Source organism: Fictibacillus sp. FJAT-27399 (assembly GCF_001510655.1).
Lineage (GTDB): Bacteria > Bacillota > Bacilli > Bacillales > Fictibacillaceae > Fictibacillus_C > Fictibacillus_C marinisediminis.
This window is the reverse complement of the sequence record NZ_LMVC01000001.1, coordinates 1-20,079: the sequence shown is the minus strand read 5'-3', so window position 1 is coordinate 20,079 and position 20,079 is coordinate 1. Positions and strand designations below refer to the sequence as shown.

Here is a 20,079-nt window from a genome sequence, read left to right as displayed (position 1 = left end):
AAAAATAGAAAAGAGAACTTTGTATGAATTTTTCTTTTTTACATTTTCGACTCACCTATTTGTTTAATACCCTCTTATGTATCATGTCATGTCCTTTTAGGATATTTTTTTGTTTTTTCAAGATAACAAAAAAAAGACCCTTTATTTGGGTCTTTTTTCGTTCATCCATTACATCTTCCGCATTTTAATGCCGGAAACCGAATGATTTTTTCCTTTTTCTAAAATCAGATGAGCCCTGTACTTCGTAGGAAGAATGTTTTCACGCAAGTTTAATCCATTGATGGTGTTCCAAATATTCAACGCGAACTGGATGGCATCATCATCTTTTAGATCAGCATACCGATGGAAATACGAAACCGGGCTTTGGAATGCTGTGTTTCTTAGAATTTTAAATCGCTCAACATACCATTTCTTGATCTCTTCTTCGTCCGCATCAACATAAAGGGAAAAATCAAAAAAGTCAGAGACAAAAATCTGCGGTGTTTGCTTATTCCGTTTTTGTTTTGGAACCTGCAGGACGTTTATTCCCTCTACAATAACAATATCAGGCTCTGATATCGTCTGTACCCGGTCAGGCAAAATATCATATTCCAAGTGGGAATAAATTGGAGCCTCAACGTCTCGCTTGCCTGATTTTAGTTCGGATAAAAAATGAATCAGACCTTTTAGATCGTAGCTCTCCGGAAATCCCTTCCGCCCCATAAGCCCCTTTTGCTCCAGGACAGCATTCGGAAATAAAAAGCCATCCGTCGTTACGAGCTCAACTTTCGGTGTATTCGGCCACCTTGAAAGAAGCGCCTGAATGATTCTTGATGTCGTGCTTTTTCCTACGGCTACGCTCCCCGCAATCCCTATAATGAATGGCGGCTTTTTTATTTGTTTTCTCAAAAAAGCATTGGACTGCTGATGCAGCTGCTGTGAGGATGTGACATACAGGTTCAGCAGCCGGCAAAGCGGCAAATAGATGGAGGACACCTCATCTAGAGAAACGTTTTCGTTGATTCCCTGAAGCTCCGATATCTCCCACTCCGTTAACGGCTGTATATCGGCCGAATACAGGCTCGCCCACTCGTTTCTTGAAAAAGAAAGATAGGGCGAGAACGACTCATTCTCTAACATCATCTGGCTCATTGCTGGCATCTCCTTTTTGGATCACTATGCTTAATATTCTATATAAACGGTCATAGGATACTCATACGTTTAAAAGTTCTTTCTATCGCTTTACAATGTTAACACAATTTTAAAGATAAGATAACCTGATTGTAAACCCAAACGACTTAAATAAGAAAGCGTTTTCTTTCAAAAACGTAAAAAGGACCTCCTATAATAGGAGATACCTTTTTTATCCATAATCTTTTATTTGCGAAAGAAACGTTTTTTCCAAAAAATAAAGGAGACGAGGCCTGAAAGTGCGAATGCCAAGCATAGACTTACGAAAAATGCATGGGGATACTTTTGAAACGGCAAAGGAATATTCATGCCATAGAAACTCGCCACCATGGTAGGAAGAGCGAGTATGATCGTAATGGAAGTTAAGAACCGCATCTCCACGTTCAGGTTATTCGAAATAACCGAAGAAAAAGCATCCATTAAACTTTTCAAGATATTTCGATAAATCAGGCTCATCTCAATCGCCTGTTTATTTTCAATAATGACATCCTCAAGAAGATCCTTATCCTCTTCATACATCTTCAGATAGCTGACTTTCAATAACTTCTCCAGTACAGCATCATTCGACTTAAGTGAGGTCGCAAAATAGACAAGGGACTTTTCAAGTCTGAGCAGCTCAAATAAATCCTCATTCTTCAATGATTCTCTCAGTTCATTTTCGATCTGCTCCGTTTTACGGTTGATCTGGCGCAGGTACCGCAAATAGTAAGTTGCGATCATTTGAAGCAGCTGAAAGACAAAGCGTGTTTTCTTGTAGGTATAAAAATTCTTGACTTTATGTTTCGCAAACAACTCCAGAATAGGGTTCTCCCTAAGACAAACGGTAATAAAGTGAGAATCAGTTGAGATCATGGCAAGCGGAAACGTATCATACTGTATTCCATTTTCATCAGAAACAAGAATTGGAAGGTCTACGATAACGCTCACGGTGTTTCCTTCTTTTTCAACCCTGGACCGTTCTTCTTCATCCAAGGCATCTCGTAAAAAATCCGGATCAATTCCGATTTTTTCTACAACCAAATTGATTTCTTCATTGGTAGGTGCAATCAAGTTAATCCAGCACCCTTTTTTGATATCTTCCATCTCTGTCATTTGATTGGCACTGTCAGTGTAATAAACATTTAGCATATGATATACCTCTTACATTCAGTCTTTTCCTATAATAAAACAAAACCCTTCAAAAAAGTAAACAAAATATTTATTTATTTTTCTCTCCTTACCATAACAAACTTCTCTTCTTCCTGCAGGTTTTGTTTGAATCTTTAACATGAGGCGTAACTTTGCCTACAACGGATTCTGCTTCCAAAAAATTACGATTTTTGAAGTGGAGTATCAACAGCCTGAAGCTGCTCGGTGTTTCGACGATTTTATCAGGTATTAAACCTGATGTAGCTCAGACAGCAGTCCAGCTGCTGGGAATTGGCCTTTCCTCCGCCAAAATTTATGAACAATTTGAGAGACGCCCTTTATAGCATCGGTTTTAGGATACAGTAGAAAGACAGAGAAGAGGACCTTTTTGAATTAAAAGGCCCCCTTTCTTTATGCTAAATCAAGTTCAATGGTTACTTTGAAAAGATCGCCGTCTGCTTCAACGTCCATGCTGCCCTCGTGAAGATCAATAATGGATTTTGCGATCGCCAGCCCCAGTCCAGAGCCTTCTGTATGACGAGAGGTATCTCCGCGCTTGAATCGTTCAAACAATTCTTCTGTGTTGCCTCCCAATTCATATTTCGAGACATTCTTAAAGAAAAGAACGGCTATATCCTGCCTTTTTTCAATCGCTATATACACACGTGTGTTCTCAAGAGAATATTTAAGGATGTTTCCAATCAGATTGTCAAACACCCGCCAAATTTTTTGTCCATCAACATACGCATCAATCGGCTGTTCGGAAGCAGACATCCTGATTTGGAGGGTAGATTGTTCAATCGCTTCATCGTACTCAGCCAATGCCTGCTGCAGCAGCTGAACGATATCCACTCTAGCCTTCATAAGTTCAATACTTCCGCTTGCCATCTTGGAAGCTTCAAACAGATCTTCTATCAAAACCTTTAACCGTTTTGACTTTTTATCAATGATCTGCACGTAGGCTTCCCTGCTCTCTCCATCTAGATCAGGGGTCTTTAAAAGCTCTGTATACGTAATAATGGAAGTCAGAGGGGTCCTGAGATCGTGGCTTACATTTGTAATCAGTTCTGTTTTGAGCCGTTCACTCTTTGCCTCCGATTTTTGGAGAGACTTAACTCCATGTTTCAGCGTATTGATATTTCGGGCCAAACCTGCTAGAGCAGAACTCCCTTTCGCCTTTAAATCCGGCTCCATGTTCCCTGCCGCAAGTTCGCTTGAATGGAGGATGATTCTGTTGAAATAAGAGATTTTTTTGAGCGAGAACATCAAAACAGGAACCGTTACGACCATAAATAGAACAAGATATAAACCGACCAGCTGAACTTGATATAAAACAAAGCCTACTCCAAATCCGGATGCGAAAATGACGATTAGTAAGATCAAGTATTGGAAAGCAAGACTTCGAAAATGGAAGAACTTCTCTAAATCATGCCAGAAACGATAGGTTAAAGATGTTTTCCAATATCCTTTAGTCCAACCGCTTTCTTTCCATTCGGAAATGAGCCAGATCAGCTGGATGAGGGTCAATCCAGTAATAAAGGTTGCGAATCCAATAGTGATGACCGCTTCATCAATCATGCTGGCATAAGATCCATAAATATTGTAATCAGTCGCAACCCCAAGTGAGATAAAGAACACAATAGCAGAAATAATCATACAGCCGATTTTTAGATCAACAGGTATTTTTTTATAAAGCGTTATATAGGGTGAGTGAGCGATTAACCGCAGCAGCTGATGTTTTTTTGCCTGCCAAATACTGACACATAAAGCGATCAGTCCTGCCGCACTATAAAGGAAAAAGAACTGCTGGTTTCTTTTGAACATTTTGTACTGATCATATAACATGCTGTCTGCTGGCAAAGCCTTCGGGACACCAATTTTCCCTTCTAGAACAGAATGATCATCAGCCAGAATTCCCATGGCTGCTTGTTGTGAATCCCCCTCATCATATAAAGAAGGCGAATAATCAGAAATGGACAAGTAACTATTTTTTTCGCCAGTATAATTTTGCAGGTACAGCATATTACTGCTTTCCAGCTTTTTGTATGCATCTTCTTTATTAGCTGCTGTTAAATTTGTAAAAACTTCTGCTGTTTCATTGTTTTGCAAATAATATTCAAAAGAAGATAGCCACTGCTGGAATTCTTGTTGAACGGCTTTCTTATTTTCAATAAATTGATCGATTTGCTCTTCTTTTTCTTTCGTTACTTTTTGCTTAACATACTTATCGCTTTCAAAGTTCTTTTGAATGTCTTCAATCTTTTTATCTCTTTGTTTTTTAAAATAAGATTCCAGCTTTTTATCATGGTTCGTGTTGGCTTCTTCAAGCTGGGGTCTGAACTGGTCTTGTATGCTTGAAATTTGCTCCGATAAGTCACCATTTCTGTATCGGTATTCCTTTATTTCCTCTTTGGAAACCGTAATTTTACCCTTGAGCTCCTCACTCGTCAGGTTACTCACCTCATAAATATGAAGGTAGCCTAGAAAGGTTTCGAACTCACCCTTAAATTCATCTGTTTCAAAATAACTTTTTCCCATATAAGAATCCCAATGATTCAGAAATGCCAGCGTACCGCTCAATCCTATCGTAAATAATATCACCCAGGCCACCTGGCCAAGTTTACTTTTCCATCTTGTATCCAATACCCCATACCACCTTTAAATATCTTGGATTTTTCGGATCGATTTCGATCTTTTCCCTGATCTTCCGAATATGTACGGCGACCGTATTTTCTGCATTGTAGCAAGGCTCCTGCCACACCCTCTCATAAATATCATGAATGGAAAACACTCTTCCAGGATGGGACATTAATAGCTCTACAATCTTGTACTCAATAGGGGTCAGCTTTACTGCTTCCCCAAGAACCGCGACTTCCCTTGCCTCTTTATCAAGAGTAAGCCCATTTAGGTTGATAACATTACTTTTGCCTTCATAATTCCCTAACGTCATGTACCTTCGAAGCTGTGATTTCACTCTGGCGATCAGCTCAATCGGATTAAAAGGCTTTGTCATATAATCATCAGCTCCAATCTGAAGGCCGAGGATTTTATCGGTATCTTCACTTTTGGCACTCAGCATGATAATGGGGATATTTTTCTGTTCCCGGATTTTAAAGGTTGCCGCTATGCCATCAAGCCGAGGCATCATAATGTCCAGTATGATTAAATGAATGACTTTTTCATTAAGCTTTTCAATTGCTTCCAGGCCATCAGCCGCCTGAATAACCGTCATCTTTTCATTCTTCAAATAAATTTCTATCGCATCGCGTATTTCTTTTTCATCATCTACAACCAGCACTGTGAATTCGCTCATGGTTTCTCACACTCCTTTCAAAATTATATCATGTTCCTTTTTTTGGGATTACCTGTATCTTAACCTGTAAATCTTAACAATCTGCGAGCATAAATCTTAAGACTTTCTTAATATGAACGCTGGTTAAACTATGGAGCTTGAAATGTATAGGGTGGGATTGAAAATCAGACGGGGCTGTCCAAGAAGTCTGTAAGCTGTTGATTTCCGTTCCAGGGTGCTCGCTTTCCGCGGGGCGTGCGGTGAGCCTTACCGGCGTGAACGCCTACTTTTTGGCGCTAGCGCCTACGGGAGTCTCACCTGTCACGCTAGTCCCGCAGGAGTCTCGCACCTTCCACTTCAATCAACTTTTCATTGAAGATTTTCAAGCCAAAAAGGAGCTGCTGAAGGTCAATTTTCGACTTTCAGGACAGCCCCTCTGATTTTCAGGCTCTTCATCTGTTACACAGAACAGCTGGCTCCTCGCCAGCTATCCCACCCTCTTTCGTAGAAAAAGACTTGAGGGTCTCTGGAAGCATCAGTTAGTGGTGATACTCTGCAAGGTACATCAAAATTTGTATTAAGAAAGTTCAAACAAAAGGAGACCCTGTAAATAAGGTCTCCCCGTTTCAGCTAAAGCTTATCGGTAGTTGTCATGTATAGGTTTAAACACATCTTCGTCAGCACTTCTTACGATGGAAAAGTGATCGACATTATAATGACCGTGAAGGATCTCATTGTGGTGGGCAATGATCTGGTCGGCGTTCAGCGTTTTTGAATTCGTTGTCGAATGCCCTTCTTTTACAAGGGTTACATCAAATCCTTGCACAGTGGCCATCCTTACTGCCGAATCGATGCAATGCTCTGTCTTGCATCCCATAATCACGAGATGCTTCATTTCGTTCGTTCTCAAAAATTCCAGCAGATCTGTGCCATAGAAGGCATTGGTTGCTTTCTTATCAAAAACAGGGGAATCGTCAGGCACATTGATGTCCTTATGAACAAGAAATCCTTTTCCCTCACCAGTTGCGACATCCTTATCTCTAACAAACAAGATCGGCACGTCTAAGTTCATCGCTTTACCAATGACGTTATTTATCGTTTGGATCAGCTGTTCTTTTTGATAAACTTCTTCATTTTCTTTTTTTCCGTCCAGCAACTCCTGCTGCGCATCAATTACTAGCAAGGCTTGTTTCAAGCACTCATCTCCTCAATTTTTAACTAAACTAGATCTTTCCTTTGTATAAGTTGATTTTGGTTTGACATAAAAACCGCCTCCTTTATCGATGTCTGTCTACTATATTCTTTAATAGCCCTCAGAATCCTTCTCACGATTCCAATACCTTCAATTATTTCACACAATTAAACTTGAAAATTATGGTAGAATATAAAGAGATTAATAGAGACGGAGGACAGGAAATGAAATCTTTGCTTTTAAAAGCTGGTATGGCAGGCTGCCTCGCCATCGGTCTGTGGCCTGCGAATGATGCACATGCTGCGGAAACGACGGATATCCAGGCAAAATGCACTTCATTCGGCACTTTAAAAAAAGGAACCAATCCCAGTTTTCAGCATATGAACTGTTTGCTGACAAACGCAGCACTCCAAGCCGGCATACCACCGGAGATCGTGAAGGCTGTTGCCTCAAAAGAAAACAATGGATGGAAGCAGTTCGATAAAAAGGGTCAGCCCGTCATCTCACATGATAACGGCATTGGTATTATGCAGATTACCGTTCCGAAAAACTATGATCCTGTAAAACTAGAAATGCTAAAATATAGCATCCCGTACAACATAGCTTTCGGAGTTAACCTTCTTGCCTCTAAGTATAAGAATTCCGAGTTGCCTGCTGTACTGCCAAAAGACAAGAGTGTGCTTGAATCATGGTACTTTGCAATCATGGCCTACAATGGCATTAAACCAATAAATAGCCCGGTGGTTCAAAAAACAGGAAAGCCGAATACAAATGCTTACCAGGAAAAAGTAATGTCTCTCTTGAATGCGGACAGTTTCTTAGGGGATACAAACCTCCAAAAACCAGCATTCTCAACAAATGATTTTCAATATGATCCAACCAAATCTGACAATATTAAGTTTATAAAAAAATCTTACAGCATAACCAAAAGGCTTCATGCTTCAAGATATTTAATGAAGAAGAACGACAAAGCCATAACTAGCTGGGATGACCCTTCATTCACACACGTGAAGATAAGAAAAGCTCCAACCACAGAAAGCTCTTCTAAATACATTAAAAAAAATACCCCTTTAACGATCACAGACACCTTTAAGTATGATCAAACACCAAAGAGCATCAATCAGTTTGTCTGGTTTCCTGTAACTGTTCCGGGTGAAAAGGGCACATGGTATATCTCATCTGCTTACATCACCAAAGCAATGTCCAAGCCTTCTGTCAATCCAGTCGATGATAATGATACAAGTCTTTCAGGTAAAGCACCAAAAGGCATGAAGGTAACAGTAAAAAAGGGGAGCAAAACAATCATCTCCAAGAATGCTGACTCAAAAGGTGTTTTTAATCTTGTTATTCCTAAACAAAAAGCCGGAACCATACTATCTGTAACCTATCAAGACAGCTTGAATGCGGTTAGTCCTGCTTTCTCCGTTAAAGTCGCTGATAAGACAGCACCTTCTGCTCCAAAGGTTTCTGCCATCACCTCAAAAACAACAACGGTAGGCGGCTCAGCAGAAGCATATTCTACCGTTCTAGTAAAGAAAGGTAAGACAACGCTTGGCAAGAACGTTGCTGACAAATACGGGAAATATAAAGTGAAGATGAAAGCTCAAAGAGCGGGTACAATTCTTTCCGTTACAGCAACCGACAAAGCAAAGAACACAAGCAATGCTACGACTTATAAGGTTAAAAAATAAGCAGATAAAAAAGCTGATCTCTTCGTGAGGATCAGCTTTTTCTATAATTACGCCCGTTTACGTTCGGGCCGTTCCTTGTTTCGGTGAGCGGATGTTTTTTTGCTTCTGCGGTTACGTTCCTCCGCCATTCTCAGTGTAAGCATGGCAAAGCTGATCATTAAGGACAATACCTTATACACCGCCATCAACAACATCCTCCCTTTTAAAATGGGATTGTCATTTTACTTTGGAACTGTTACATTTTTTTCTTCTTTCTGGCTAGCTTCTTTTCTGGATTCCATACCCAAATAAAGTAAACCATTGCCTTCCCCTTTTTTGGTAAGTCCAATGGATTGTGTATTTTTACAAAGCTGGGCATAAATCTCTGGGTCGGTGAGTTCCCTGCCAAATTCGGCTTCTTCTTTTAAAATCAGTACAGCTAATGCACCTGAAACGTGCGGAGTTGCCATGGAAGTTCCTGACAGCTTGGCATACTTTTCACCTGGATACGTGGAAAGCACGTTTACGCCGGGTGCTACTAAATCAATCTCATCGTTCGTATTCGAAAAGTCCGCCAAATGCTTTTGTTCATCCACTGCGCCTACTTGCACGACTTCTTTATAATAGCCTGGATAAGCATGCTCATCTGACCTCTCACTTGAATCTCCTTCATTTCCAGCCGCGCAGACAACCATCACATTGTTGGCTGTAGCATTCTTAATTGCCTCATGCATTTCAGGTACATCGTCAGGCCCACCCAGGGACATGGACATCACCCTGACTCTTTCTCCATTCTCCCCTCGCCATTCTACAGCGTAGTTAATGGCGTCAATGATTCCCTGGTAGCTTCCGCTTCCATCAGCGCCGAGCACTCGAAGAATTAAAAGTTTCGCCTCTGGTGCTACTCCTGCAACTCCAAGCTTATTAATGGATGCTGCTATCGTACCGGCAACATGTGTCCCATGATAGTGTCCATCCAAATAGTCTTCTGGATCATCGCTGGTAAAATTCCTCCCCCCAATGACACGTTCTTTTAAATCAGGATGATTTACATCACAGCCTGTATCAAGAACGGCAACGACAACATCTTTTCCCTTATTTCCCTGATCCCACGCCGCAGGAGCGTTGATCATTTGTATACCATACGGAATTTCTTCACCGGCAGTCTGCAGCACTTCTTCTAACTTAAAAGGAATTAAACGAACTTCACTCATAAGTCCTTCCTCCTTTATATAGGTGATGATGCAACAGGTAAAGATGTAATAAACATTGAAAAGTGACAGGGAGCGGTAAGTGTAAATAAGCTATGCCTTTAAAAGAATCTGGAATAACCGTTACCGGCTGCCTCCCTTCTTTTGACATTAACTTCTGAGGGTATGGGAATAGGTGTTTGCATCATTTTAGCACTATATTTGTCCAAAAACAACCGTTTTCAGAAAAATGAGAATTTAGTTCTATTCTAGATTCAGAGGTTTCAGGAAAAAAAGCTTGAATTCTATATTTTCTGCTGTTTTCCTGGGTCATTAGATTCAGAAAATAAATAAGCGGGAGCTATTTGCCCTCCGCCTCGTCTTCTGTCTTTTTCTGATTCTTCTTATGCCCTTTCCAGCTCTTATAAGATAAAGTACAGGGAAATTAAAAGAACACTGCTGCTCCAAACCAGAGTTTATATCTTTCAGGGATTCGATGTAAAGAATGGAGAAATGAAAGTATGAAACTACTGTTTTATAGATAAAAAGCGCAGCACATGCAAAAATAAATGAAAACACAAAGCTTTTTAAATCAAACCGTTTGTTTCGATCATATTGAGTAAGAAACGCAATGATGGCACTCTCCATTATCATATCCCACATATTTCCCCTCCTCTTACTGGTGATGAGGCCTTGTGAATTCCGCCCGTTGTCTTTTCTCCTTTACCGGCAAGTACGGATGATGACGTTCTGCAAGTGCAAACACTTCCTCGGTGAGTTCCTCAAGTGCTGTTAAACTGTGCTGAGGAACGCCCGTTAAAATGTCAGAAAATCGTGCATAGAGATTTTCCGGAGCAATTTTCATCTCCTTGATGCTGTTTTCGATCCACTTGAATGCTGGATGATGAACATACATGCTATTCAAGCCGAAGAGGACACCGAGCAGCTTTTTTTGTACAGCTGTAAGAAGATCATAATACATAAGCCAATCCTCGCGGTCGAACAATGCCCTGCGGTTATTCCAGCGGCTTCCAAGTTCCAGATTTTCAAGAATCATGTATTCAGCAAGAAGCACAGGATATTCTTTCACAAGTTCCTTTAGCTGTAACAATATATCGTCTTTCTCATACAAAACATGTCCATCATGAACAGAAGCAGCCAGACACTGAAGGTCATAATTGATATTCCCTTCTTGCACGACTTGGCGGATCACATCCTCAACCGTTTTTACTAAAAAATTGCTGATCTCGAATTTGATGCCCGCTGCAAGGTACGTTTCTGACCATTCCTCATCTTCAAATGGAAAGAAATCAATGACTTCCCCTTTTACTTCCTTTATTGGTTTTAGCCGATCTTCATCATTCGGTGCTTCATTCCATAAGATATGCAGTTCAATATCTGAATGGCTGTCCTCCCATCCTCTTGAAACGGAGCCTGCAAGAAGGACACCCGCTATCTTTTCATTTCTTTGATAGACTTTAGCCATTTTGTGGGATTGTTCTTTTAAATTGATCATGTTTACTTCCTTTCACCTGTAAAAAAAGATGGATAACTCACTATTATTTCTGCTGAAGTGAGAAAAATCCTTTTTTCGGTTGAAAGAAAGGGCTCGTGCCTATACTATTGAATATGGAATTGAGAAAGGAGGCGTTAGTGAAATGAAACTTTTTTCACATAATGACCTTGATGGGAAGTCATGCGGCATCGTTGCCATGCTTGCATTGGGAGAAGAAAATGTAGAAACGTTTTACTGCTCGCATGATAATATTAATCGCCGTGTTTCTGATTTTTTGCTTGATCCAGAGCAGGAAAAAAAACCGGTATACATAACGGATATTGCAGTAAATGATGAACTCGCTGGAAAACTTCAGTCACGGTACGAAAGTGGGCGAGAAGTGCAGCTCATCGATCATCATGTGACTGCCGATCATTTCAATAAATTTGAATGGGGTCTTGTTCAGACAAAACAAGAGGATGGCAGGCTCACCTCTGCTACCTCTCTCCTTTATGAACATTATATAAAGAAAGGGCTGTTGAAGGACCAAGGAGCATTAAAAGAATTTGTAGAGCTCGTCAGACAGTATGATACGTGGGAATGGTTTGAGAATGAAAACGAAAATGCCAAGCGGCTAAACGACCTTTTCTTTTTGCTGCCTCCGGGTGAATTTGAAAAAAATATGCTGGAACGGTTAAAAACAGAAGAACACTTCCATTTTTCCGAAACGGAAGAAACAATCCTTCAGCTCGAAGAAGACAGCCGAAAAGCGTATATTAAGAAAAAGCAAAGACAAATGGCTGAAACATGGGATACGGTTTACAAGACTGGCGGGGAACCGTATCGAATCGGAATCGTTCATGCGGAAAGCCATCATTCAGAGCTTGGCAATGAACTGAACCGCGAAAATCCGCATCTTGATCTGATCGTGATCTTAAACATTGGCGGAAAAAGAGCCGGTTTCCGTACGATATATGACCACGTCGACGTGTCAAAGTATGCAGCACAGTTCGGTGGCGGCGGACATCCGAAAGCCTCTGGATGCACCCTGACACCTGAAGGATTCCAGCGCTTCGTTCTTCCTGCCTTTGAGATTCCGCCAAGACGTCGTGATGCACACGACAACGAATGGAACGTGCGAGAAAATGTCTATGGTACACTATTTATTAATTACAATAGAGAAATTACAAACCTCTTTCAAACAAGCGACAAACAATGGAAGCTTATTCATAACAGCCTACCCGTACCGAAATCATTTGAGGAATTTCAGTCTGCAGAAAATTACTTGAAACGACAGTACAATTCATGGCTTATGCCGGATGAAAAGTATATAGACTACATCAGTTCCAGCCTGGGGATTTCTCAGGACAAAGTAACTTCAGATTACAAAGAAATAATGGACAAACATCGATCCTTCTTTATCAAGGAATCATAAAACAAGCGCACAGACTGAGGCTGTGCGCTTCTTTATTGCATGGACAAAATCAGCAGTATGTAGATATGCCAGCCCATTATTAAAAGGTAGACAAAAAAAGCAATGTAAACAAAAAACTTTATCTTGCTGCGAAGCGGTAAAAAAGACAGAAGCAAAACAAGGAACGAAAACAAAATTTTCACCGCTATAAAGGCAAATGGATGAAAATCAAAGAGAAGCCGCATGACCGGGTTTAATTCTTCCCCGCCGTGCTTCAGAAGCCTGTAGGTCAGGAAAGCATCAGCCAGATTGAATAGTGCAAGTAAATAGCAAATCCATTTATAGAGTCTCAACTTCCTGCCACACCCATTGACTCATCTCCCTTCTCTACCATTGTATACCCAAATGATCCTCTATATTATCTTCTCAAAAAGGCACTGCCTAATTCCATAAAAATTTAAAGGCCTGATATCCGAAATAACAGCCGAAGCAGATGAGTGAAAGGCCAGATATACGTGAGATCAATTTAAGCAAGGAATCTGCCAAATACCGCCTGAAACTGCTGGCTACAAGAGCCATCGTAAAATCCCAAAGCAAAATTCCGCTGAAAATCGCCCCGCTGATCAGAATAAGCTGCTGTTTATGATAAGTCGCCGCTGTCTCTGCCAGAACAGAACCATAAATGCCAAGCCAAAAAAGAATAGTCAGAGGATTGGTCAGTGACATGAAAAAGCCTGATAAGAAACATCTCCATGTTTTTTCGCTTCCCTGCTTTTTTGAAAGAACCATCACTCCAGAACTTTGAAAGCTTTCAATGCCTGTGTAGATTAAAACAAAACACCCAAACAGCCAGAGAAAGGCTTTGATGACGGGAGCATCCAAAAAATGAACCAATCCCATATAAACAAGAGCCATGTAGATTGCATCTGCTGTCGTTGCTCCAAGTCCCACCATCCAGGCATGCCAGAAACCGCTTCGTATACCTTTATCCATCTGTGCAGCATTAATTGGTCCAATTGGAGCGGCCAACGACAATCCTAAAAGCATGTATTTAAGTAAAATCCCCACTGAAAACCTCCGCCTGTAATTTCTGTTTGTACAAGTTTATTCAGCTATCAGAACTTGTACGCCTTTTTTGTGATGGGATTTATGGCATAAACGTATAACAAAATTCTCCAAAACACATGTTAAGAATAAGAAAAATAACAGGAGGAGTCGGCCGATGGATCATCAAAACCTATACAGCAATGCTTTAGAGTGCGTAGAGAATGCAAGAAAAGCCATTGAAGAATCACAAGGAAACAACAATCCCGAAGAATTCCAGCAGGCGAAACAATTGCTGGAATATGCCCACGATATGGTTCAGCAATCCCGACAAACGGATGGATTGACAGAGGAACAGACAAAGAGGCTTTTTCATGCCCGTGAACATCTTCGTCATTTACAAGAAACAACAAATGCCATTGAAGCCACCCGTTACGAGTAGGCGGAGAGATGAGAAATAAGGAGGTCTTTACCATAGAATGAACAGTAATCGATTGCCCATCTTGACGATTGTGGTTCCTTGCTATAACGAAGAGGAAGTGCTCATGATCACCGCAAGGGAACTGACATCCATACTCAAAGAAATGATTTCAGAAACACTTATTTCTCCAGAAAGCAGCATGCTCTTTGTAGATGATGGAAGCAAGGACAAAACATGGGAGCTTATTACCGCTTTACATAAAACAAACCACCATGCGAACGGAATTAAACTGGCGAAGAATGCCGGTCACCAGAACGCCCTCCTTGCTGGAATGGATACGGCAAAAGCCTATTCTGACTGCATTATCACAATCGATGCTGATTTGCAGGACGATGTGCAGGCGATACGGCAATTCATCCACAAGTATCGCGCAGGACATGATGTAGTTTACGGAATACGAAGAGAACGGAAAAACGACACCGCCTTCAAACGGCATACTGCTCAATGGTTTTACAGAGTTATGGACAAGATGGGCGTCGAACTCATCTATAACCATGCCGATTACCGGCTGCTGAGCAAAAGAGCGTTAGAAGAACTTGGACGGTACCGTGAGAGAAATTTCTTCATGCGCGGGGTCGTCCCCCTTCTCGGCTTTTCTTCAGCAGAAGTTTATTATGACCGGAAAGAAAGAGCTGCAGGAGAATCGAAATATCCACTTCGGAAAATGCTCGCCTTTGCGTTCGACGGAATTACATCATTCAGCATCAAGCCAATCCGCTTCTTGACCATTTCCGGCTTCTTATTCTTAGTGTTCAGTGCAATCGCAGGGATTTTCGCTATAGTTCAGAAGTTTAACGGATACACTGTACCGGGCTGGACATCCATCATCCTGTCCATCTGGTTCATTGGCGGACTTCAGCTGATGGGAATCGGACTTGTTGGGGAATATGTTGGAAAAGTATTTAAGGAGGTCAAGCACCGGCCGCGTTATGGTATAGACAGCGGCCTTATCAGAAATAACTCACAACCCAAAAAAGCCTCTGCCACACCCCTTCGTACCCGGCTGAGGTCGAGCAGAAAGCTTTCCTGACTCGCTCAATACGTGTAGCATCCACCACCGAAGGGAAAGGATAAAGAAGGGAGGTTTGATTATAATGAATAAGAAGAATAACTCAGAAAAGACACGCCTTGAAATCAACCAGGATACAGCAAATGACACCGATGGACTTAATCAGGTTCTTGAATTCATAAATGCCAAAGGAAACACTAGAAAACTAAACGATGCCGTGAAGGATGAAAAATAAGAAAGGGGCTGTCCAGAAAGTCGAAAATTGACCTTCAGGCAGCCCCTTTTTGGCTTGAAAAATCTTCAATGAAAAGTTAATTGAAGTGGAAGATGCNATGCGAGACTCCTCGAAAATGAACTTCACATTTTCTTCGTGCGATAAAAAGCTGCCGGAGCCTTCCTTGTCCTGCGGGACTAGCGTGACAGGTGAGACTCCCGCCGGTGCTTGCACCAAAAAGTAGGCGTTCACGCCGGTAAGGCTCACCGCACGCCCCGCGGAAAGCGAGCAGCCTGGAACGGAAATCAACAGCTTACAGACTTCTTGGACAGCCCCTTTCCTTTTTAATTGGCTTTGTTAAAGCATATTGTTAATTTTCTTGTATATTGGGCATCGCATACTGATGCTTAAAAGAGACCCTCAAGTCTTTTCTCCAATAATAAGGGATGATAGCTGGCGATGATAAGAGCCGGCTGATTAGTGAAACAAATGAAACGCCTGAAAAGCGGATGGGGCTGTCCTGAAAGTCGAAAATTGACCTTCAGCAGCTCCTTTTTGGCTTGAAAATCTTCAATGAAAAGTTGATTGAAGTGGAAGGTGCGAGACTCCTGCGGGACTAGCGTGACAGGTGAGACTCCCGCAGGCGCTAGCGCCAAGAGGCTCACCGCACGCCCCGCGGAAAGCGAGCACCCTGGAACGGAAATCAACAGCTTACAGACTTCTTGGACAGCCCCTTCTGCTTTTCAAAAGGAGGTTCAATCACCCCCACCAAAAATCAACAAAATGGACTAACAGAGCTTTTTAATTAAGCAGCCACGTCACGTTTCTTGAATACAATCCAGGTAAGCGCAATGAAGATGACGAAGTAAACTGCAAGTACAGTCAATGAAAAATTCAGGGTCATCCCTTTGATGAAAGGTGTTCCATCAAAATACTGCTTTAAATCCACATTAGCGAACAATATATATTTTACCCAGTCATACTTAGAAAAGAAGTTAACGATCAGTGTGCCTGAAAGCGATAAGAAGATAGAAAAACCGATCGCTAGCGAACTGTTGCGGAATACGGTGGACATCATGAAGGTAAAGGTAGCCATCATGAGCAGCATGATGCTCGCAAAGCCGTATTCTTTCCACATGTGCCAGATCATGTTTTCCTCTACGACTTTACCATCCATATAACTGAGATAGGACTGAGGGCTTCCTTCGAACCCGAAGAGCACTCCGCCAAGAAGCCATGATACAACAAACGTGATGAGAATCATCAACAGTGCATAAAGAAGAGTAGAAATGTATTTGGAAGCGAGTATGGTCGTTCGGCTTACAGGACGAATCAGAAGCAGCTTAATCGTCCCCCATGAAAATTCACTGGCAACCATACCGCCCGCTATTATAATGGTAAAGATTAAGATAAACTGAATCGCATCCGGACTTTCACTAACAAACGACCATTGATTTTTCATTTCCAGCGGCTTGATATTATGGGAGATACGATACTCGTTGATCGCGATCAAACGCTCATTATGCTTCTTCATCATCGGCTCTTTTTTCAGCGTCTTTTCCATGGATGCATTTTCTGCTTTAAGTTCCTGCTTCCAGTTGTCTTTTATTGGGGCCGATTTTTCTGTCTTTGTGATGATTCCGCTCAGGCCGATAAAACCGATGAGCAAAGCAAGCATGATCAGATTTCCGATACGCCGGTATATTTTCAAATTTTCATTGCGGATCAATCCCATAAAGTTAGACAATCTCTTTTCCTCCCGTCACTTCCAAGAATTTATCTTCCAGCGTTTTCGTTTCTGATGAGATTCCATAGACTTTTAGTCCTTCAACCACAAGAGTGGCTGTCACCTCTGGTATCAGTTCTCTTTCCATCTCTGCCTCAATATAGCCATTGCCAAGAGATATCCGTTCAGCCTTCACATGATGGCTCACGGCTTGTCGTGCCGCAGCCACCTCATCCACAAGGAATCGCACTTTTCTTGTTCTGCCGCTTTCCACGAATTCCTTCGTGCTCTGAACGCCGATTAATTTTCCGTGCTGGATAATAGCAATCCGGTCGCACATGAGCTCCATCTCTGATAAAAGATGACTCGAAACAATAACAGCAATGCCTTCTTTCTCAGCCAGTTCCCGAAGATAGTGGCGGATTTCCCGGATACCTGCTGGATCCAAACCGTTCGTCGGTTCATCTAAAATCAGAACAGATGGAGAGTGAAGCAAAGCCTGTGCAAGACCCAGTCTCTGACGCATCCCAAGCGAGTAGGTTTTTACTTTTTCGTGAATCCGATCTGTTAAACCGACCAGTTCCACCACTTGTGCAATCCTTGTCTTGCTTACCCCTTTCACCATTCGGCTATAATGGATGAGGTTTTGGTAACCCCTAAGAAACTTATACATTTCAGGGTTCTCAACAATAGCACCAATATGAGAAATCGCTTTCTTGTATTCCGTCTCAATATTTTTACCGTTAATTAAAATTTTTCCGCCGCTGAGCTTCATTAATCCAACCATCATACGAATTGTTGTCGTCTTCCCAGCCCCATTCGGTCCGAGGAAACCAAACACTTCTCCCCCATAAATATCAAACGATAATCCGTGAATGATCTCTTTCTTCCCAATCTTTTTCTTCACATCTTGCAGTTCTACCAAAGGTTTTCTGCACATTGTCTTCCCCTCCATTACTCATATTCTTTCTTCATCCATTCCACGATGGATACATTCTGATGGATCCGGATTTCCTCTACGTCTTCCATGCGGAGTACCTTTCCATCCTTAATTAAGACGACCAGATCAAGAATAGGTTCAATCTCTTTAATCTCGTGTGTTGTTATAATGATGGTTTGAGTTTCAAAGTCTACAAAAGACAGCAGACCTTTCACGATGGAATCCCTTACCATAGGATCCAGCCCGGACAGCGGTTCATCCATGAGAATCACCGGGACTTCTCTCGCCAGTGTGACAGCTATCTTTAACCGGCCCCGGTTTCCTTTGGAGAGGTTCTTCACCTTTTTGCTGCGGTCGAGCTTCATATAGTCCAGAATTTCTTCCGCCTTGCTGCGGTTAAAATCACTGTATATGGACGCGTAATAATCAATCGTTTCTCCAACGGTATAAAAGGAATAATACGTATCCAGTTCTGAAAGATAGGAAACTTTTCTGCTGATATTACGGGACACTTCCTCCCCATCAACTGATACACTGCCCTTAGAAGGCCGGATTAGTCCAGAGATTAATTTCATCGTTGTTGACTTCCCGCTGCCGTTCTCCCCTACAATTCCGATGATTTTCCCCTGCGGCAATGACAGCGAAAGGTTATCCACTGCACGATGGTTTCTATATTTCTTGGTCACATTCTTAAATTCAATCACGCTGTTCACCGCTTTCTTCGGATGAGATAAACTCTTGTAAGCCTGCCATCATTTCTTCTGCTGAAAATCCCATTTCTTTCATGTCGGCAAAAAAGGATGAAATCTGTTCTTTTTTCAAATTTTGCCGAAGTTCGTTTAATACTGATTGGTTTTCCGTTACAAACGTCCCTTGACCCCTTTTTGATTCCACACTACCCATCCTTTCTAATTCACTGTAGGTTCGCTGAACAGTATTCGGGTTGACTCCCGACTGGATCGCCATCTCCCTGACTGACGGCAGCTTCTGCCCGGTTACCAGTTCTTTACGAAGAATTTGGCGGTTAATCCGGTCGGCGAGCTGCATGTATATCGGTTTGGATGCATTAAAATCGTCTGCCATGTGCTACACCTCAACTTTTCGTTCGATTAACCAGCTGGCTGCAAGAAATAGTACAATTGCCAAAAGCAGATGGTAAAAATAATAGCCAATATAAACGTGCTTAAAGACTCCATATACGAAGTCGCTATATTTAAGGTTGACTTTCCCCCATATAAATAGAGCATCAAATAATTTGGTATCTTCCCATTTTGCGAGAAGCCACGGCCCAAAGAAAAAGACTCCGAGCCCGATTACCCATCCGCTTACTTTACCGAGGTTTTTTGTGGTTACGAGATAAATCGCCCACAAAAACGTTAAACCTAGTCCAATGTAGAAAGAAATAAGCAGGATATGAATGACTAGAAAGGTGCCAATGTAAATGACATCAGACCATGCCATATCCGAATTGAATTGAAAAATGTCCATTACCATCGTTCCGGCAATAAGCGTTACAACGCTAGTAATGAATAATGAAAGTGCAAGAGCCCCCAACCCATTAACAAGCTTTGCCAACAGCAGCTTACTTACAGACAGCGGGGTCTGCAGCCATATATGCAGTGTTTTTTGCTCGAGAAAGTAACTCACACATAAATATCCTGCCATATAGACTACATGCATCATCACCGCAAACGCACAAAATGCAAAAAAGGTTTCAGGTTTGCCCATCCTCCATGCTGTATATACTCCAAGCCCCAAATATAAAAGCAAAGCAATTAAAGCACCGAGCGCCCCGCCTTTTCCCAACCTGTATTCTTTTTTTAATTGTCCCAACCAAGGGTTCATTAAACAGTCCTCCCTTTCACATTGTTCGAACGAACTAGTGTACTAGTGATATAATACACCGGTATTCAAGAAAATGTCAAATCCATTTTTCTAGGTAGTTTACCGTAATATCGGTTTGGCTAGTATTATTGGGGTTTTGGACAGTAAATTCTTATTTTGGACAGTAAAATTGGTTGTGTCAAATAGTCTGTGTATGCCAATTATAAGTAGAGGCTCTCGTTTGTCCGTTTTATTTAATTTTGGGGGAGAGTGGTTGGAGGGCTAGCCCT

At 41.7% G+C, this 20,079-nt stretch carries 23 protein-coding genes; 7 read left to right on the top strand and 16 right to left on the bottom strand.

Annotation, left to right across the window (positions count from 1 at the left end):
* Positions 1-168 precede the first annotated feature (168 nt).
* On the bottom strand, positions 169-1,131 hold the full coding sequence (coaA, locus tag AR335_RS00105; RefSeq protein WP_082683285.1) for a type I pantothenate kinase: 963 nt from the start codon (positions 1,129-1,131) through the stop codon (positions 169-171).
* Positions 1,132-1,356: 225 nt separating this feature from the next.
* Positions 1,357-2,298 carry a magnesium transporter CorA family protein gene (locus AR335_RS00100; protein WP_062231058.1) on the bottom strand — a complete coding sequence of 314 codons (942 nt, stop codon included), beginning with the start codon at positions 2,296-2,298 and terminating at the stop codon, positions 1,357-1,359.
* A 152-nt stretch (positions 2,299-2,450) separates the two neighbouring features.
* Here AR335_RS00100 and AR335_RS00095 point away from each other — a divergent pair, with 152 nt between their 5' ends.
* Positions 2,451-2,642 (top strand): hypothetical protein, encoded by a 192-nt coding sequence (locus AR335_RS00095; protein WP_062231056.1) that lies wholly within the window; start codon positions 2,451-2,453, stop codon positions 2,640-2,642.
* A gap of 67 nt (positions 2,643-2,709) precedes the next feature.
* On the opposite strand, the gene AR335_RS00090 is transcribed toward AR335_RS00095, so the two are convergent.
* Together AR335_RS00090 and AR335_RS00085 are read right to left on the bottom strand one after the other, a co-directional pair.
* Entirely contained in the window at positions 2,710-4,941 is a 2,232-nt protein-coding gene (locus AR335_RS00090) for a histidine kinase dimerization/phospho-acceptor domain-containing protein (RefSeq protein ID WP_062231054.1), read from the bottom strand.
* A complete protein-coding gene (locus AR335_RS00085; protein WP_062231051.1) occupies positions 4,919-5,611 on the bottom strand; it encodes a response regulator transcription factor in 693 nt (230 codons plus the stop codon). Before AR335_RS00085 ends, AR335_RS00090 begins: the two co-directional genes overlap by 23 nt.
* A 197-nt stretch (positions 5,612-5,808) precedes the next feature.
* Here AR335_RS00085 and AR335_RS23385 point away from each other — a divergent pair, with 197 nt between their 5' ends.
* Entirely contained in the window at positions 5,809-6,030 is a 222-nt protein-coding gene (locus tag AR335_RS23385) for a hypothetical protein (RefSeq protein ID WP_156418801.1), read from the top strand.
* Between the two features lie 197 nt (positions 6,031-6,227).
* Here AR335_RS23385 and AR335_RS00080 read toward each other — a convergent pair whose 3' ends face one another.
* Positions 6,228-6,785 (bottom strand): isochorismatase family protein, encoded by a 558-nt coding sequence (locus AR335_RS00080; protein ID WP_062231049.1) that lies wholly within the window; start codon positions 6,783-6,785, stop codon positions 6,228-6,230.
* A gap of 221 nt (positions 6,786-7,006) precedes the next feature.
* Between AR335_RS00080 and AR335_RS22785 the strand changes: the two genes are divergently transcribed.
* Positions 7,007-8,473: an Ig-like domain-containing protein gene (locus AR335_RS22785; RefSeq protein ID WP_082683284.1), complete on the top strand. Its 1,467-nt coding sequence runs from the start codon at positions 7,007-7,009 to the stop codon at positions 8,471-8,473.
* Positions 8,474-8,520: 47 nt separating this feature from the next.
* Here AR335_RS22785 and AR335_RS23380 read toward each other — a convergent pair whose 3' ends face one another.
* The 3 genes from AR335_RS23380 to AR335_RS00060 form a co-directional block, all read right to left on the bottom strand.
* Complete coding sequence (locus tag AR335_RS23380; protein ID WP_156418800.1) at positions 8,521-8,658, bottom strand: hypothetical protein; 138 nt, start codon at positions 8,656-8,658, stop codon at positions 8,521-8,523.
* A 36-nt stretch (positions 8,659-8,694) separates the two neighbouring features.
* Entirely contained in the window at positions 8,695-9,666 is a 972-nt protein-coding gene (locus AR335_RS00070) for a S8 family peptidase (protein WP_062231047.1), read from the bottom strand.
* Between the two features lie 652 nt (positions 9,667-10,318).
* Entirely contained in the window at positions 10,319-11,155 is an 837-nt protein-coding gene (locus AR335_RS00060) for a DUF4037 domain-containing protein (RefSeq protein WP_062232485.1), read from the bottom strand.
* A gap of 145 nt (positions 11,156-11,300) precedes the next feature.
* Between AR335_RS00060 and AR335_RS00055 the strand changes: the two genes are divergently transcribed.
* Complete coding sequence (locus AR335_RS00055) at positions 11,301-12,572, top strand: DHH family phosphoesterase (RefSeq protein ID WP_199805038.1); 1,272 nt, start codon at positions 11,301-11,303, stop codon at positions 12,570-12,572.
* A 32-nt stretch (positions 12,573-12,604) separates the two neighbouring features.
* Here the strand turns inward: AR335_RS00055 and AR335_RS00050 are convergent, their stop codons facing one another.
* Entirely contained in the window at positions 12,605-12,904 is a 300-nt protein-coding gene (locus AR335_RS00050) for a DUF5658 family protein (RefSeq protein WP_053354972.1), read from the bottom strand.
* Between the two features lie 88 nt (positions 12,905-12,992).
* Complete coding sequence (locus AR335_RS00045) at positions 12,993-13,619, bottom strand: LysE family transporter (protein ID WP_062231043.1); 627 nt, start codon at positions 13,617-13,619, stop codon at positions 12,993-12,995.
* 154 nt (positions 13,620-13,773) lie between these two features.
* Between AR335_RS00045 and AR335_RS00040 the strand changes: the two genes are divergently transcribed.
* From AR335_RS00040 to AR335_RS23375, 3 genes are all read left to right on the top strand, one after another.
* Positions 13,774-14,037: a hypothetical protein gene (locus AR335_RS00040; RefSeq protein ID WP_062231041.1), complete on the top strand. Its 264-nt coding sequence runs from the start codon at positions 13,774-13,776 to the stop codon at positions 14,035-14,037.
* Between the two features lie 37 nt (positions 14,038-14,074).
* Positions 14,075-15,106, top strand: coding sequence for a glycosyltransferase family 2 protein (locus tag AR335_RS00035; RefSeq protein WP_062231039.1), 1,032 nt, complete (start codon positions 14,075-14,077; stop codon positions 15,104-15,106).
* 64 nt (positions 15,107-15,170) lie between these two features.
* The gene (locus tag AR335_RS23375; protein ID WP_156418799.1) at positions 15,171-15,320 is read left to right on the top strand and encodes a hypothetical protein; all 150 of its coding nucleotides are present in this window, start codon (positions 15,171-15,173) and stop codon (positions 15,318-15,320) included.
* Between the two features lie 386 nt (positions 15,321-15,706).
* Here AR335_RS23375 and AR335_RS23370 read toward each other — a convergent pair whose 3' ends face one another.
* The 6 genes from AR335_RS23370 to AR335_RS00005 all read right to left on the bottom strand — a co-directional run bounded on the left by AR335_RS23370 (position 15,707) and on the right by AR335_RS00005 (position 19,810).
* Positions 15,707-16,006 (bottom strand): hypothetical protein, encoded by a 300-nt coding sequence (locus tag AR335_RS23370; protein WP_156418798.1) that lies wholly within the window; start codon positions 16,004-16,006, stop codon positions 15,707-15,709.
* Positions 16,007-16,104: 98 nt separating this feature from the next.
* Positions 16,105-17,034: an ABC transporter permease gene (locus AR335_RS00025; protein WP_156418848.1), complete on the bottom strand. Its 930-nt coding sequence runs from the start codon at positions 17,032-17,034 to the stop codon at positions 16,105-16,107.
* A 4-nt stretch (positions 17,035-17,038) separates the two neighbouring features.
* Positions 17,039-17,965: an ABC transporter ATP-binding protein gene (locus AR335_RS00020; protein WP_062231023.1), complete on the bottom strand. Its 927-nt coding sequence runs from the start codon at positions 17,963-17,965 to the stop codon at positions 17,039-17,041.
* A 14-nt stretch (positions 17,966-17,979) separates the two neighbouring features.
* Positions 17,980-18,669: an ABC transporter ATP-binding protein gene (locus AR335_RS00015; RefSeq protein ID WP_062231021.1), complete on the bottom strand. Its 690-nt coding sequence runs from the start codon at positions 18,667-18,669 to the stop codon at positions 17,980-17,982.
* Positions 18,662-19,048, bottom strand: a complete 387-nt coding sequence (locus AR335_RS00010) for a GntR family transcriptional regulator (RefSeq protein ID WP_053354978.1) — start codon at positions 19,046-19,048, stop codon at positions 18,662-18,664. Before AR335_RS00010 ends, AR335_RS00015 begins: the two co-directional genes overlap by 8 nt.
* A gap of 3 nt (positions 19,049-19,051) precedes the next feature.
* Positions 19,052-19,810: a hypothetical protein gene (locus AR335_RS00005; RefSeq protein WP_062231019.1), complete on the bottom strand. Its 759-nt coding sequence runs from the start codon at positions 19,808-19,810 to the stop codon at positions 19,052-19,054.
* Positions 19,811-20,079: the final 269 nt, after the last annotated feature.

Excerpts from the sequence above, each read along its gene's own strand:
- coaA (WP_082683285.1), bottom strand. The coding sequence starts at position 1,131 with ATGAGCCAGATGATGTTAGAGAATGAGTCGTTCTCGCCCTATCTTTCT.
- AR335_RS00100 (WP_062231058.1), bottom strand. The coding sequence starts at position 2,298 with ATGCTAAATGTTTATTACACTGACAGTGCCAATCAAATGACAGAGATG.
- AR335_RS00085 (WP_062231051.1), bottom strand. The coding sequence starts at position 5,611 with ATGAGCGAATTCACAGTGCTGGTTGTAGATGATGAAAAAGAAATACGC.
- AR335_RS22785 (WP_082683284.1), top strand. The coding sequence starts at position 7,007 with ATGAAATCTTTGCTTTTAAAAGCTGGTATGGCAGGCTGCCTCGCCATC.
- AR335_RS23380 (WP_156418800.1), bottom strand. The coding sequence starts at position 8,658 with ATGGCGGTGTATAAGGTATTGTCCTTAATGATCAGCTTTGCCATGCTT.
- AR335_RS00070 (WP_062231047.1), bottom strand. The coding sequence starts at position 9,666 with ATGAGTGAAGTTCGTTTAATTCCTTTTAAGTTAGAAGAAGTGCTGCAG.
- AR335_RS00055 (WP_199805038.1), top strand. The coding sequence starts at position 11,301 with ATGAAACTTTTTTCACATAATGACCTTGATGGGAAGTCATGCGGCATC.
- AR335_RS00040 (WP_062231041.1), top strand. The coding sequence starts at position 13,774 with ATGGATCATCAAAACCTATACAGCAATGCTTTAGAGTGCGTAGAGAAT.
- AR335_RS00035 (WP_062231039.1), top strand. The coding sequence starts at position 14,075 with ATGAACAGTAATCGATTGCCCATCTTGACGATTGTGGTTCCTTGCTAT.
- AR335_RS23375 (WP_156418799.1), top strand. The coding sequence starts at position 15,171 with ATGAATAAGAAGAATAACTCAGAAAAGACACGCCTTGAAATCAACCAG.
- AR335_RS00025 (WP_156418848.1), bottom strand. The coding sequence starts at position 17,034 with ATGGGATTGATCCGCAATGAAAATTTGAAAATATACCGGCGTATCGGA.
- AR335_RS00020 (WP_062231023.1), bottom strand. The coding sequence starts at position 17,965 with ATGTGCAGAAAACCTTTGGTAGAACTGCAAGATGTGAAGAAAAAGATT.
- AR335_RS00010 (WP_053354978.1), bottom strand. The coding sequence starts at position 19,048 with ATGGCAGACGATTTTAATGCATCCAAACCGATATACATGCAGCTCGCC.
- AR335_RS00005 (WP_062231019.1), bottom strand. The coding sequence starts at position 19,810 with ATGAACCCTTGGTTGGGACAATTAAAAAAAGAATACAGGTTGGGAAAA.